Genomic DNA, 13,501 nt, shown 5'->3' on the forward strand with positions numbered 1-13,501 from the left:
CTGGCCGCCGGTGACTTCTGGGGCGGCTCGGGTTCGGTGGCCTGCCAGGAGTTCATCACCCAGTTGGGCCGCAACTTCCAGGTCATCTACGAACAAGCCAACAGCCACGGCCAAAAAGTCCAGACCGCCGGCAACAACATGTCGTCCACCGACTCCGCCGTCGGCGGCAGCTGGGCCTAACCCCCACACCGCTCAACCGTGGCCCGCACACCCACCGGTGTGCGGGCCACAACCAGGTCCGGGGCCGGCACTAAAGTCTCGCCGGCAGCGCCCCAGCCAGACTCCGTTGGCCGTTGCTCATTAGCCGGATAGCCAACACGTGTGAGAAAGATATGAGCTTCGTGACAACGACGTGTGTGGCAGGAAGAATCGGTGACCATGGCGGTTATGTCGGCTTCCGCACGTGATCAGCGCCCACGCCAGGCCATTCTCGGGCAGCTGCCCCGGATCAGCCGGGCCGACGGTTCCCCGATCCGCGTTTTGCTCGTCGACGACGAGCCGGCCTTGACCAACCTGGTCAAGATGGCGTTGCACTACGAGGGCTGGACCGTCGAAGTCGCGCACAACGGAGGCGAAGCGGTCAGCAAGTTCGACGATGTCGAACCCGATGTGCTCGTCCTGGACATCATGCTTCCCGACGTCGATGGTCTGCAGATCCTGCAGCGGGTCCGCGAATCAGGGCCCTATACGCCCACCCTGTTTCTCACTGCCCGAGATTCGGTGACGGACCGGGTGACCGGCTTGACCGCGGGTGCCGACGATTACATGACCAAGCCGTTCAGCTTGGAGGAGTTGGTCGCCCGCTTGCGCGGGCTGCTACGACGTTCCAGTCACCTGGCTCCGCCGGCAGAGGATGAACTGACGGTCGGCGATCTCACGCTCGACGGCGCAAGCCACGAAGTAACACGTGCAGAAACACCGATTTCGCTGTCCTCTACCGAGTTTGAGCTGCTGCGCTTCCTGATGCGCAACCCGCGCCGGGCACTGACCCGCACCGAGATCCTGGACCGGGTCTGGAATTACGACTTCGCTGGGCGCACCAGCATTGTCGATCTGTACATCTCCTATCTGCGGAAGAAGATCGACGCCGGCAGAGAGCCGATGATTCACACCGTACGTGGTGTCGGATACATGCTTCGCGCGCCGGCCTGACACCAAGATGGCAGCGAAATGACCAGGGCCGCAACCACTCGGTGGTGGCGCCCACGCACATTGCGTCATCAGCTGGTCCTGGGCGTCTCGGCGGTGGTCACGGTTGTCCTCCTGGTGGTCGGCGTCATCTCCGTGGTGAGCTTGCGGAACTACGTCAACGCAATGAACGATTCGGAAGTCGCTAGTTCGCTTGATGCGCTGGACCATTCGTTTACCAGGCACCGCGCCAGCGACCCCGGACGGCACGGCGATATCGGACAGGCCCTGTTGGGATTCACCGGGCAGAACGCCGGAAACGTCATCGCCGTGATCCACGACGGCGACGTGATCGGTTCGGCCGTCTTCTTCGAAGACGATCCGCGGCCCGCCACACCGGACGTCATCTCGGCCATCCGAGCACAGCCCTGGCGCGATGGCGAACTGCGCACAGTGACACTCGGCCGGCTCGGCCCGTACCGGATGAGTAGCCAACAATCCGGTACCGGCGACAAGCTCGTCGTCGGGGTCTCCCTGGGCCTGGTCAACAAAACCATTTCCCGCCGAATCGTCAGTGCGACCGTGCTTTCGATCGCAGCACTGCTGGTGACAGCTGGGCTCACCGCGTTGGTGGTCGGCTATGCACTACGACCGTTGCGCCGCGTTGCGGTCACCGCCGCGGAGGTCGCGGGCACTACGCTCACCGGGGAAGACCATCACATCACCGCCAGGGTGCAACCGGACGACACCGATCCGGACAACGAGGTCGGCATCGTCGGACACACCTTGAACCGATTGCTGGCGAACGTCGACAGCGCGCTGAGCCATCGAGCCGAATCCGACCGGCGCATGCGACAATTCATCACCGACGCCAGCCACGAACTACGGACTCCGCTGGCCGCGATTCAGGGTTACTCCGAACTCACCCGCCAAGACAGCGCGGCGCTCCCGCCGACTACGGAATACGCGTTGGCCCGTATCGAGTCGGAGGCCCGCCGAATGACCTCACTCGTCGACGAACTCCTGCTGCTGTCTCGGCTGGGCGAGGGCGAGGATCTGCAAACCGAGGATGTCGACCTCGGCGACATCGTCCTCAACGCGGTCAATGACGCCGCCGTTGCCGCGCCACAACACCAGTGGGTCAAAGACTTACCCGACGAGCCGGTCTGGGTGCGCGGCGACCCCGATCGACTGCACCAACTGGTCAGCAATCTGCTGACCAACGGCTGGGTGCACACCCCGCCCGGAGTCACCGTGACGACGCGAATCGCCTGCCATCGCGTCGCACACGAGGCGCCCTACGCCGAGCTGACGGTGGCCGATGACGGACCCGACATCGATCCGGAGTTACTCCCCCATCTTTTCGATCGATTCGTCCGCGCGAAGGACGCCCCGGACGGCGGCCCCGGAAATGGGCTCGGCCTCGCCATTGTCGATTCGATCGTCAAAGCTCACCACGGATCGGTCGCCGCCGAATCCGCTGGCGGCCACACCGCTTTCCGGGTGCGTCTGCCACTCGTTTAGTAGCCCGGATCACAGCTGACACAGCAAAGCCAATGCTTTAGTGAATGCCAGCTGAAGGCCCTAGAAACACCTTCCTCCGCAAACCAATTCCGGGCGACGGGCTGTAAAGAAACCGTTAGCGACGGCGCTTTACGTGTCCAGGGCGCTTAACTTCTTCCCAGACCTCATCGTTGAGGACTAAATTGCATGCCGGTATCAAGACTCGGTCGCCGATCGGCCTGACCGGTTTGTGACGAACGGAGAAACGATGTCCGTGCTTGCCTACGTCCTGCTGACGGTGGCAGTGTTCGCCGTCCTTGGACTTGCGCAAAAGCTGGTCGAAAAGCTATGAGCTACGACAACATCATCGGCCTCGCGCTGTCAGCGTTGCTGGCGGTCTATCTAGGTGCGGCCCTGCTCCTTCCAGAGAGGTTTTAGGTGAGCACTTCTTTTGCGGGGATCGCATTCCTCGCTTTGCTCGTGCTGGCATTGGTAGCGGTCCACGTACCGCTGGGCGACTACATGTTCCACGTCTATACCTCGCCACGGGACTGGCGGATCGAGAAGCTCGTCTACCGCGTCATCGGCGCCGACCCCAAAGCCCAACAGCCCTGGTACGCCTACGCCCGCAGTGTCCTGGCATTCTCGGCGGTCAGCGTCCTGTTCCTGTTCTTCTTCCAGTTGGTGCAGGGCAAGTTGCCGCTACACCTACACGATCCAGCGACACCGATGACCCCGTCGCTGGCTTGGAACACCGCGATCAGCTTCGTAACGAACACCAACTGGCAGGCGTACTCGGGCGAGTCAACGCAAGGCCACCTGGTCCAGATGGCCGGCTTGGCCGTGCAGAACTTCGTCTCCGCCGCGGTGGGTATCGCCATCGCGATGGCGGTGGTGCGCGGCTTCGCCCGAATCAAGAGCGACGAGCTGGGCAACTTCTGGGTGGATCTGGTCCGCGGTACGCTGCGCCTCCTGCTGCCGCTCTCGTTTATCGCCGCGATCGTGCTGATCGCCGGTGGAATGATCCAGAACTTCCACTTGCACGACCAGGTCGTGACCACGCTGGCCGGCTCCCAGCAGACGATCACCGGAGGACCGGTCGCGAGCCAGGAAGCGATCAAGGAACTCGGCACCAACGGCGGCGGCTTCTACAACGCGAACTCTGCGCACCCGTTTGAGAACCCGACCGCTTGGTCCAATTGGCTCGAGATCTTCCTATTACTGATGATCAGCTTCTCGCTGCCGCGCACCTTCGGCCGCATGGTGGGCAGCAAGAAGCAGGGCTACGCGATCGCCGCGGTGATGAGTGTTCTCGCCGCGATCAGCTGGACGATCACGATGTGGATGCAGCTGCAGCATCACGGCACGGTGCCGACCGCGATCGGGGCGGCCATGGAAGGTGTCGAGCAACGCTTCGGTGTTCCCGACTCCTCGGTGTTCGCCGTTTCGACCACGCTCACCTCGTGTGGTGCCGTCGACTCGTTTCACGACTCCTACACAAGCCTCGGCGGCATGATGACGATCTTCAACATGCAGCTGGGTGAGGTGGCGCCCGGTGGCACCGGATCTGGCTTGTACGGCATGTTGGTCCTTGCGGTGATCACGGTGTTCGTCGCCGGGCTGATGGTCGGGCGCACACCGGAGTACCTCGGCAAGAAGATCAACCCCCGCGAAATGAAGCTCGCCGCAAGCTATTTCCTGGTCACTCCCCTCATCGTGCTGCTCGGCACCGCCATCGCCATGGCGCTGCCGGGCGAACGCGCGAGCATGCTCAACACCGGGGCGCACGGGCTGTCGGAGGTGCTGTATGCGTTCACCTCCGGCGCCAACAACAATGGCTCGGCGTTCGCGGGCCTGAACGCTAACACCACGTGGTTCAACACCGCAGTGGGCCTGGCGATGGTCTTCGGCCGGTTCCTGCCAATCGTGTTGGTGCTCGCGTTGGCCGGCTCGCTGGCCCGCCAAGGTCATAAGCCGGAGTCCCCCGGCACCCTGCCCACCCATCGTCCGCAGTTCATCGGAATGGTCGCCGGCGTCACGGTGATTCTTGTTGCCCTCACATTCCTGCCCATGTGGGCACTGGGGCCCCTCGCTGAAGGAATTCACTGAAATGCCAACGTCTACGGCTTCGAAAGCCCGTTCATCGCAGCGCCAACACAGCGGCCACGCGCCGGGCGGGCGGGTTCAGGGCGGCCGACTCGACCCCGCGCTGCTGACCAAATCGCTGCCCGACGCATTGCGCAAGCTCGATCCGCGCACCCTGTGGCGCAACCCGGTGATGTTCATCGTCGAGATTGGCGCAGTCTGGTCGACGGTGTTGACGATCCGCGACTCGTCCTGGTTCGGCTGGCTCATCGTGTTCTGGCTCTGGCTTACAGTGGTTTTCGGCAACCTCGCTGAGGCCGTCGCTGAAGGGCGTGGCAAAGCCCAGGCCGACACGCTGCGAAAATCGAAGGCCGACACCATCGCACGCCGGCTGCATAGCTGGTCACCCGAGACCCACGGCACCGAGGAAGACGTCCGGGCACCGGAGCTGCAAAAGGGCGACATCGTCGTCGTCGAGGCGGGGGAAATCATCCCGGGCGACGGCGAGATCGTGGAAGGCATTGCGTCGGTGAACGAATCGGCCATCACCGGTGAATCAGCGCCGGTGATCCGAGAGTCTGGCGGCGACCGCTCAGCGGTCACCGGCGGCACCACCGTGCTCTCGGACCGCATCATCGTCAAGATCACCCAAGAGCCCGGCAAAAGCTTCATCGACCGGATGATCGCATTGGTCGAGGGCGCCAATCGGCAGAAGACGCCGAACGAGATCGCGCTCAACATTCTGCTCGCAGCGCTGACCATCATCTTCGTGTTCGCGGTGGCGACGCTGCAGCCGCTGGCGATCTACTCCAAGGCCAATAGCCCCGGTGTCGCGGACACCTCCGCCCTTACGCAGAACGGAGTGACCGGCGTCGTCCTGGTGGCTTTGCTGGTGTGCCTGATCCCCACCACCATCGGGGCGTTGCTGTCGGCGATCGGCATCGCCGGCATGGACCGGCTGGTACAGCGCAACGTGCTGGCCATGTCGGGCCGCGCGGTCGAGGCCGCCGGCGACGTCAACACGCTGCTGCTAGACAAGACCGGCACGATCACGCTGGGCAACCGGGAGGCATCGGAATTCATCCCGGTCACGGGTGTCACATCTGACGAGCTAGCGGACGCCGCTCAGCTGTCCAGCCTGGCCGACGAAACCCCCGAGGGCCGCTCGATCGTCGTCTACGCGAAGCAGGCCTACGGGCTGCGGGAGCGCTCCCCCGGCGAGCTCAGCCACGCCCACTGGATCGAGTTCACCGCGACGACCAGGATGTCCGGTGTCGACCTCGATGGACGACAGCTGCGCAAGGGCGCGGCCAGCTCAGTCGCCAAGTGGATCCGCGACCAGGGCGGCACCATTCCCGACATGTTCGGCGACATCGTCGACGGCATTTCGGCAGCCGGCGGAACCCCGCTGGTGGTGGGTGTGATCAGCAACGGCGACGCCGGCAAGAAAGCTGAGGTGCTCGGCGTCATCCACCTCAAGGATGTGGTCAAGCACGGCATGCGTGCGCGGTTCGACGAGATGCGCAAGATGGGCATCCGCACGGTGATGATCACCGGTGACAACCCACTGACGGCCAAGGCGATCGCCGACGAGGCCGGGGTCGACGACTTTCTTGCCGAAGCCACCCCCGAAGACAAGATGATGCTGATCAAGCGTGAGCAGGAGGGTGGCCGACTGGTCGCGATGACCGGTGACGGCACCAACGACGCGCCGGCGCTCGCTCAGGCTGACGTCGGGGTGGCGATGAACAGCGGGACCAGCGCGGCCAAAGAGGCCGGCAACATGGTGGACCTGGACTCCGACCCGACCAAGCTCATCGAGATCGTGGAGATCGGTAAGCAGCTGTTGATCACGCGTGGCGCGTTGACCACGTTCTCGATCGCCAACGACATCGCCAAGTATTTTGCGATCATCCCGGCAATGTTCGTGGCGCTGTTCCCCGGACTGGACGCGATCAACGTGATGCGGCTGCACAGTCCGGAGTCGGCGATTCTTTCCGCGGTGATCTTCAACGCGATCATCATCGTCGGGCTGATTCCGTTGGCGCTGCGCGGTGTTCAGTACACACCGAGCAGCGCGTCGAAACTGCTGAGCCGCAACCTTTATATCTACGGCCTGGGGGGCATCGTCGCCCCGTTCATCGGCATCAAACTGATCGACCTAGTCGTGCAATTTATCCCCGGGATGGGCTGACATGAACTTCACCAACCTCGTTCGCCAACACTGGGCCGCGCTGCGCGCGCTGCTGGTGCTGACCGTGATCACCGGCTTCGCCTACCCCTTGGTCGTCTGGGGAGTCGCGCTGCTTCCCGGATTGCACGCCAAGGCGGAGGGCTCGATAGTCAACGTGTCCGGAAAGCCGGTCGCCAGCTTACTGATCGGCCAACTGTTCACCGACAAGGATGGCAACCCACTGCCGCAGTACTTCCAGAGCAGGCCGTCGGCAGCCGGAAAGGGCTACGACCCATTGGCATCGGGACCCACCAACTTAGGCCCGGAGAGCATAGTCGACACGCCCGCCGACCCGAGCAAGCTGGCGCCAGGTGCCGATCCGTCCACCGCCGGGTTCAAGCCCAGCCTTCTGAGCCAGGTGTGCGCCCGCAGCGTGGCGATCGGCAAACTCGAGAACGTCGACGGGTCGCGCCCGTTCTGCACCGGCGACGGGGTCGGGGCGGTGCTGTCGGTGATCGGGCCGCGGGATTCCTCCGGCAACGTGATCCATCCCACCCAGGTGGTCAGCGTGAACGAACCGTGCTCCGCCACACCCGGCAGCGCACCGACCACGGTCTTCCAGCAGTTCTACGCGGGGGTGCGGGTGCAATGCGCCCAATACGGTCAGGACTACTCGGCGGGTCAGGTCGTGCCCATTCGCGGCGCCGCACCGGCCTCCCCCGCCGTGCCTGCCGATGCGGTCACCGCCAGCGCTAGCGGACTGGACCCGCACATCTCACCGGCGTACGCCGATATCCAGGTGGCCCGCGTGGCCCATGCTCGTGGGATCAGCGCTGCACAGGTGCGTGACGCGGTGGCGCGCAACCAGCAGGGCCGTCTGCTCGGCTTCGTTGGCGAGCCGGTGGTCAATGTGCTCGCGCTCAATTTGGAGCTGGACCGCGACTTCCCGGCGAAGCCTTGACCGTCCCGGTGAGATGATGTCTGTGTGACCTCAACCGACGAGCCGCCGGCGCCAGCAGTGGCGAGCCCCGCTGAGCCGCGTCCCGCGCAAGTGACTTACCAAGACGACCCGCTCCGTCACCTCGGGCATTCGCCGCGGCGTGGCGACTTACGCATCTACCTTGGTGCAGCACCGGGTGTCGGCAAGACCTGCGCCATGCTCGGCGAGGCGCACCGCCGGCTGGAGCGTGGCACCGACGTGGTGGCCGCGGTCGTGGAAACGCACGGCCGCAAGAAGGTCGCCGAGCTCATCAAGGGCATCGAGGCCATTCCGCCGCACTACATCTCCTATCGCGGGGGCACCTTCCCCGAACTCGATGTCGAGGCGGTGCTGCGACGTAAGCCGGAAGTGGCGCTGGTCGACGAATACGCGCACAGCAACGTTCCGGGCAGCACGCATGAGAAGCGGTGGCAGGACATCGAAACACTGCTCAAAGCTGGCATCACGGTGATCTCGACGCTCAACATCCAGCATCTGGAGAGCCTCAACGACGTCGTTGCGCAGATCACCGGCGTCGAGCAGCGCGAGACGGTGCCCGACGAGATCGTTCGGAAAGCAGCTCAGATCGAACTGGTCGACATCACGCCGGAAGCGTTGCGGCGCAGGCTTGCTCACGGCAACGTCTATCCGTCGGAGCGGGTCGATGCGGCGATGACGAATTACTTTCGCACCGGCAACCTGACCGCGCTGCGCGAGATCGCGCTGCTGTGGCTGGCCGACCAGGTCGATGCCGCGTTGGCGAAATACCGTGCGGACAAGAAGATTACCGACACCTGGGAAGCGCGCGAACGAGTGGTCGTCGCCGTTACCGGCGGCCCGGAGTCGGAAACGTTGGTGCGCCGCGCGTCTCGTATCGCGTCGAGGTCAGGCGCCCAACTCATGGTGGTGCACGTAGCGCGGGGCGACGGGTTGTCGGGGGTAAACCCGCGCGAAATGGGCAAGGTACGCGAGCTCGCCGCCAGCCTGGGCGCGACGGTTCACGTCGTGGTCGGCGACGACGTGTCGACCGCGCTGCTCGACTTCGCGCGCGAAACCAACGCCACTCAGCTGGTGCTCGGCAGCTCTCGGCGGTCACGGTGGGCGAGCTTCTTCAGCGAGGGAATCGGTGCGGCCACCATCAATGACTCGGGCAAGATCGACGTGCACATGGTCACCCATGAGCAGGCCAACCGTGGCGTGGAGCTCTCGACGATCTCACCGCGCACCCGCCAGGTGGTGTCCTGGCTGGCCGCCGTCACCATGCCATGGGCCATCTTGGCGGTCACCATGCGCCTGAATCCAGCGCTCGACCTCAGCGCAAAATCCACCCTCTTCTTTGCGGGGGTGATCGGCGTCGCGTTGTTCGGCGGTGTGGCGCCCGCTCTGCTGTCCGGGTTGTTGTCCGGTGCGCTGTTGGACTACTTCCATACCGAACCGCGTCACTCGTTCGTCGTCGCCAACACGAGCAGCCTGTTGACCATTGTGCTTCTGCTCGGGGTCGCGATGGCGATCGCCGTGCTCGTCGACGCCGCCGCCAGCCGAGCGCGCGAAGCCAGGCGAGCGGGCCAGGAGGCCGAGCTGCTTTCCCTGTTCGCCGCGTCAGTTCTGCGCGGCGCCGATCTCAATACGCTGCTGGAGCGCGTGCGCGAGGCGTACTCCCAGCGTGCGGTATGCCTGGTGCGTGAGGTGGACGGTCAAATGATCCCGGTCGCGGGGGTGGGATCCGAAGCGTGCCTGACCGTGGATGCCGCCGACACTGCGGTGAAAGTCGGCGACGAAGAATTCTGGATGCTGATGTCCGGGCGCCGACTGACCGGCCGCGACCGCCGGGTGCTGTCGGTGGTTGCGACACAGGCCGCCGGCCTGGTCAAGCAGGGCGAGCTCACCGAGGAGGCCGGCAAAGTCAAATCGCTCGCCGAGGCCGACGAGCTGCGCCGCTTGCTGCTGTCCGCTCTCGGCCACGACCTGCGGACTCCCCTGACCGCCGCCAAGGCCGCGGTGTCCAGCCTGCGCGCCGAGGATGTCTGGTTCTCGGCAGAGGACACCAGCGAGTTGCTTGCCACGGTCGAAGAGTCGGTGGACCAGCTGTCCCTGCTGGTGGCCAACCTGCTGGACTCGTCTCGGCTGGCCGCCGGCGTGGTGCGGCCCGAGCTGACCGAGGTCTACCTCGAAGAGGTCGTACAGCGCGCGCTCGCCGGCATCGGCGGGCGCAGCACGATTTACGGGCGGGCCGGCATCGATCGAGTCAAGGTGGAGGTCGGCGGCACGGTCGCCATGGGTGACGCTGGCCTGCTGGAACGAGTGTTGTCCAACGTGATAGACAACGCCCTTCGCTATGCACCGGGAAGCATGGTGCGGGTCAATGCGGGACAGGTCGGACCGCGGGTATTGATCAACATCATCGACGAGGGACCGGGAGTGTCCAAAGGTGCCGCCGACGACATGTTCCAGCCGTTCCAGCGGCTCGGCGATTTCGACACGACCACCGGTCTGGGTCTCGGTCTGTCGGTGGCCAAGGGGTTCGTGGAAGCAATGGGCGGAACGATTACCGCGAGCGACACCCCCGGTGGCGGGCTGACCATTCTGATCGATCTGGCCGCGCCGCTGCAGGAGCGGCACGGCAGCGACGCGGCGATGAAGTGGGGGCACCACCCGCTTGCGGGGGAGAGCGGCGCAGATGACTAGGGTGCTGGTGGTCGATGACGACCCCCAGCTGCTGCGCGCACTGCGGATCAACCTGTCGGTGCGCGGCTACGAGGTGATCACCGCCCCGACCGGGTCGCGCGCGCTGACCTTGGCCGCCGAACATCCGCCGCAGGTGGTGATCTTGGACCTGGGCATGCCCGACATCTCCGGTATTGAGGTGCTCGCCGGCCTGCGCGGCTGGCTGTCGGCGCCGGTGATCGTGCTGTCCGCACGGACCGATTCGTCTGACAAGGTCGGCGCACTCGACGCGGGTGCCGACGACTACATGACGAAGCCCTTCGGTATGGACGAACTGCTGGCCCGGTTGCGGGCTGCGGTCCGACGGGCTGCGGTGGCCACCGGCGCGGACAACCCGGTCGTGGAGACCAAGTCGTTCCTAGTCGACCTCTCGGCGAAAAGGGTCATCAAGAACGGCGAGGAGGTCCACCTGACTCCGACCGAATGGGGCATGCTGGAAATGCTGGTGCGCAATCGCGGCAAGCTGGTGGGCCGCGAAGAGTTGCTCCGAGAGGTCTGGGGACCCAAGTACGCCAAGGAAACCCATTACCTGCGTGTCTTTCTCGCGCAGCTGCGACGCAAGCTTGAGGACGATCCGTCGCATCCCGCCCATCTGCTGACCGAGGCGGGAATGGGCTATCGCTTCGAGGCTTGATCCGTTGCGCGCGAACGGGTTCACCATGCAGTTCGATAGCCTCGCAGCGAGTCATATTGCGTGTCAGCAAAATTGAGCATTGTCGCCGGATGCGGTAACACCGTGGTGTAGCCTGGATTGGTAACGGCGTCAGCAAAGCGGGTGTGCACCCGCGTGAAGTCTCCGGGTCGATGGCAATCAGGTACACCCCAGTCGCGGATGAGAGAATGCAGCATCACATCATTGTCAGCGGTGACGATGCGCTGGCCACCACGATCGTCGAGGAGCTGGAAAGCGCTGGCGCAAAAGTTGTCCGGCTGGGCAGTGGTGAGTTCACCGCAGTCGCCGACGATTTGGACGCCGCCAAGGTCGACGACGCGCTCGCGGTGGTCTGCGCCGGTGACGACGACGCCGTCAATCTCGAAATCGCTTTGCTGGCAAGGAAAGCCAATCCGTCGGTGCGTGTGGTCGCCAGACTGGCAAACGACGTGTTGCGCCAGGCGATGGCCGACGACAATGGGCCGGGCGCGATCCTCGATGTCGCCGAGTTGACCGCGCCCTCGGTCGTCGAAGCCTGCCTGGCGCACCGGACGCACCGATTCGAGGCGGCGGGTGTTCAGTTCCTCGTGTCGGGTAGCGAGGCTCCACGTGCCGCGACGCTGCGTGAGATCTACGGCGATCTGGCCCCGGTGGCGATCATCCACGGCGACAACTCATCAAGCCCGGGCGAGATCGAGGTCTGCCCAACCCGCACTCAACGGGTGCTGGCCGGTGACCGGGTGGTGATGGTCGGTACCGCCGACGAGTCGGCCGTGCGCGGCATCAAGGTTCGACGGATGATCGGAACACGGTCAGAGCGACCCCGACTGCGGCGTGTGGTCGACGGCGTACGGGCCGTCGTCAACGACTTCAACCCGGCTTTCTACCCCGCCCTGGCTGCGGCCACGACTCTCGTCGTGATCTCAATGCTGCTGTTGCGCTACAACTATCAGCATCCCCGGATGTCCTGGGTCGATGCGTTGTACTTCACCATCGAGACGATCACGACGACAGGCTACGGAGACTTCAGCTTCGCCCACCAGGAAACCTGGCTACGCCTGTTCGCCGCCATGTTGATGTTCGGCGGAGCGACCACCATCGCATTGCTGGTCGCGTTCATTGCCGATGTGCTGTTGTCCCGCCGCTTCGTGTTCGCCTCAGCCCGCCCGCGGGTGCGCCACCTGCGCAACCATGTCATCGTCGTCGGGTTGAGCGCCCTCGGGATGCGGGTGGTCAGCGAACTCGTCGGGGCGGGATACGACGTCGCGGTCATCGAGATCAACGAGGACAACCGGTTCCTATCCGCGGCGCGCGAACTCGACGTGCCGGTGATTTTCGGCGATGCGACGCTGATTCAGACGCTGGAGGCGGCGCGCGTCGACCGCGCCCGCGCGGTGGCGGTGCTGACCCGTGACGACATGATCAACATCGAAACCGGGATCGTGCTGGCCGAGATGCTGGGGCCCCGGGTGATGCCCAAGATCAACCGGCGCGCCGACGTCTCGGTGGTGCTGCGGGTATACGACCGCGCGCTGGGCCTGGCGGTCGCGCAACGATTCCACTTCGAGAACGTCCGCTCCTCCGTCGCGCTGGCCGCACCGTGGTTCATCGGCGCCGCGATGGGCGTGGAGGTGCTGGGTACCTTCTCGATCGGCCAGAGTTCGTTCATGGTCGGCGCGATGCTGGTGGCCGAGGGCAGTGAGCTCGACGGGCTGCAGATGGGGAAATTGTCGAGCAGAACACGCGTGATCGCGATCTGCCGCGAGGACGCCCCGATCGATCTGCGCCCGCACCACGAAGGGCGCCTTCGGGGCGGTGACACCGTGTACCTCGTCGGGCCGTACCGCGACCTGGTGGCCACCCTGCGTAAGGGATTGCCGCCCAAACACGTCGTCGCGGCCCCGGAGCCCGCCGGCGAGGTCGACCGATCACCTCAGCCGCACCAAGACGTCGACGTCACACGTCAAGCACGGACCGGCTGAACGTCGCCAGATCGGCGTTCTCGGTTCCCGTACAACATGCTTGCGGACTCCTGGCAAGTCGCTGAATAGGGCATTGCCAGCGCGAGATGCCTTTCTCGAACGCTTAGAATCGGGCCAAACGTTCGACCTGGGGGACGAAAAACGTACGTCGACGAATCGGTAAACCTGAGAAATACTAAGGATTAACCTGGGAGATACAGGTGAGTGCTGCCACAGAATGTCATTGAGCTGCGCATTCATTTGTTATACCTGGGTTCACGAACTGATAATGGCCT

Annotated in this window: 10 protein-coding genes; all 10 read left to right on the forward strand. The window is 64.5% G+C overall.

The genetic code is table 11. The features are described from left to right. Window positions 1–180: WXG100 family type VII secretion target (locus tag VGH54_RS22935; protein ID WP_331510199.1), on the forward strand; the 180-nt coding region annotated here is incomplete at its 5' end. 198 nt (window positions 181–378) lie between these two features. Beyond that, the gene (locus VGH54_RS22940) at window positions 379–1,152 is read left to right on the forward strand and encodes a response regulator transcription factor (protein ID WP_331514406.1); all 774 of its coding nucleotides are present in this window, start codon (window positions 379–381) and stop codon (window positions 1,150–1,152) included. Window positions 1,153–1,170: 18 nt separating this feature from the next. After that, window positions 1,171–2,652 (forward strand): HAMP domain-containing sensor histidine kinase, encoded by a 1,482-nt coding sequence (locus VGH54_RS22945; RefSeq protein ID WP_331514398.1) that lies wholly within the window; start codon window positions 1,171–1,173, stop codon window positions 2,650–2,652. Between the two features lie 327 nt (window positions 2,653–2,979). Next, the gene (gene kdpF / locus VGH54_RS22950) at window positions 2,980–3,069 is read left to right on the forward strand and encodes a K(+)-transporting ATPase subunit F (protein WP_331514399.1); all 90 of its coding nucleotides are present in this window, start codon (window positions 2,980–2,982) and stop codon (window positions 3,067–3,069) included. After that, window positions 3,070–4,740, forward strand: a complete 1,671-nt coding sequence (gene kdpA, locus VGH54_RS22955; protein WP_331514400.1) for a potassium-transporting ATPase subunit KdpA — start codon at window positions 3,070–3,072, stop codon at window positions 4,738–4,740. A gap of 1 nt (window position 4,741) precedes the next feature. Then, a complete protein-coding gene (kdpB, locus tag VGH54_RS22960; RefSeq protein ID WP_331514401.1) occupies window positions 4,742–6,910 on the forward strand; it encodes a potassium-transporting ATPase subunit KdpB in 2,169 nt (722 codons plus the stop codon). 1 nt (window position 6,911) lies between these two features. Further along, window positions 6,912–7,850 carry a potassium-transporting ATPase subunit C gene (locus tag VGH54_RS22965; protein WP_331514402.1) on the forward strand — a complete coding sequence of 313 codons (939 nt, stop codon included), beginning with the start codon at window positions 6,912–6,914 and terminating at the stop codon, window positions 7,848–7,850. 90 nt (window positions 7,851–7,940) lie between these two features. After that, window positions 7,941–10,553: a sensor histidine kinase KdpD gene (locus tag VGH54_RS22970; RefSeq protein WP_331514407.1), complete on the forward strand. Its 2,613-nt coding sequence runs from the start codon at window positions 7,941–7,943 to the stop codon at window positions 10,551–10,553. Next, a complete protein-coding gene (locus VGH54_RS22975) occupies window positions 10,546–11,226 on the forward strand; it encodes a response regulator (protein ID WP_331514404.1) in 681 nt (226 codons plus the stop codon). The genes VGH54_RS22970 and VGH54_RS22975 overlap by 8 nt, the downstream gene beginning before the upstream one ends. A gap of 206 nt (window positions 11,227–11,432) precedes the next feature. After that, the gene (locus tag VGH54_RS22980; protein ID WP_331514405.1) at window positions 11,433–13,226 is read left to right on the forward strand and encodes an NAD-binding protein; all 1,794 of its coding nucleotides are present in this window, start codon (window positions 11,433–11,435) and stop codon (window positions 13,224–13,226) included. Window positions 13,227–13,501: the final 275 nt, after the last annotated feature.

It is taken from the genome of Mycobacterium sp. (assembly GCF_036488105.1).
GTDB lineage: Bacteria > Actinomycetota > Actinomycetes > Mycobacteriales > Mycobacteriaceae > Mycobacterium.

Excerpts from the sequence above, each read along its gene's own strand:
- kdpF (WP_331514399.1), top strand. The coding sequence starts at position 2,980 with ATGAGCTACGACAACATCATCGGCCTCGCGCTGTCAGCGTTGCTGGCG.
- VGH54_RS22965 (WP_331514402.1), top strand. The coding sequence starts at position 6,912 with ATGAACTTCACCAACCTCGTTCGCCAACACTGGGCCGCGCTGCGCGCG.
- VGH54_RS22980 (WP_331514405.1), top strand. The coding sequence starts at position 11,433 with ATGCAGCATCACATCATTGTCAGCGGTGACGATGCGCTGGCCACCACG.
- VGH54_RS22945 (WP_331514398.1), top strand. The coding sequence starts at position 1,171 with ATGACCAGGGCCGCAACCACTCGGTGGTGGCGCCCACGCACATTGCGT.
- VGH54_RS22940 (WP_331514406.1), top strand. The coding sequence starts at position 379 with ATGGCGGTTATGTCGGCTTCCGCACGTGATCAGCGCCCACGCCAGGCC.
- kdpB (WP_331514401.1), top strand. The coding sequence starts at position 4,742 with ATGCCAACGTCTACGGCTTCGAAAGCCCGTTCATCGCAGCGCCAACAC.
- VGH54_RS22975 (WP_331514404.1), top strand. The coding sequence starts at position 10,546 with ATGACTAGGGTGCTGGTGGTCGATGACGACCCCCAGCTGCTGCGCGCA.